The sequence below is a fragment of the Aminobacter sp. 01T433 genome (genome assembly GCF_056398585.1).
Window position 1 is genome coordinate 1 of record NZ_JBFTPR010000061.1, and the last position, 1,078, is coordinate 1,078.

The 1,078-nt window shown below is 59.2% G+C and carries 1 protein-coding gene; it reads right to left on the reverse strand.

Translation table 11 applies throughout. From position 1 onward, the window contains the following. Positions 1-945, reverse strand: a 945-nt coding sequence (locus tag AC1DLV_RS30260; protein ID WP_476836353.1) for an IS110 family RNA-guided transposase, incomplete at its 3' end; no start/stop codon positions are given. Positions 946-1,078 lie beyond the last annotated feature (133 nt).

Sequence of the window (1,078 nt, forward strand, 5' to 3'; positions counted from 1 at the left end):
GACAGCCACGGCCGCTCTTTTGAAGCCGATCCTTTCCCGGAGCTGGAGGCCCCAWGTGCGCAGAGTGCTGCCCTTTGAGCTGCGCGTCAGAATGACTGCCGCAGCTTCGTAAAGAAGTCCTCGCAAATGGCGGTCGCCGCGCCGGGATATATGGCCGTCATAATCCACTTCCCCTGATTGGTAGCGGCGCGTCGTCAGGCCGATCCAGGCGCCAACAGATCGGGACCTCTTGAAGTTGCCAGGATCTTCAATGGCTGTTGCGAAAGAGGTTGCGGTGATCGCGCCGATGCCAGGGATCGACATGAGGATGCGGCATGGCTGGCTCTGACGTGCGCCTGCAACGAGTTGGCGCCCAAGCTCGGCGGCACGAGTACGAATGCCACGCCAGGCTTCCAGCAGCGGCAGCACGATAAGAGCAAGTTGCTTGTGATCGACAAGAAGGCGCCGAACATTCTTCTCGAATGTRGTTCCCTTGCCTGCGGGAACGACCAATCCAAATGTTTTCATGATTCCACGGATTTGGTTGGAAAGTTCTGTAGTGATCCGGACCAGCCGGGTGCGTGCCGCCACGAGCGTTCGGCTCAACATGCTGTCAAATCCCTTCACCCGCACCTCCCGAAAGAACCCGACTTCCGCAAGCTGCGCCAAACCGTCTGCGTCATTCGCATCCGTTTTGTTGGCGGCCAGATCGAGCGCAGCCTTGGCATGGCGGGCATCGATGCAGATGGCCGGCAGCCCCTGGGCGCGTAGGGCATGAAAAAACCATACGGAGAGAGGCCCTGTTTCGAACACCACGCGCTTTACAGCAGGCGCTCGCTTGCGGATGAGCTCGGCAATAATGTGGGGGTCAGAGGCGCACTTMCCGCGCCAAATCCGTTCGCCTTCGCGGCGGATCGACACCGCCGTCTCTTTCATCGACACGTCGAGACCGATATATTCTTCCATGGCTGTTCTCCCTTAGATGCTTGGGCCTGACGTCCAGTCGTGAGCCCGTACTTCCATCTTATCGGGGAACAGCCACCCTCCAAGGTTATGATTGGTTCCAGGGTGCATCGCTCCCGCGATTACCCCATGTGGA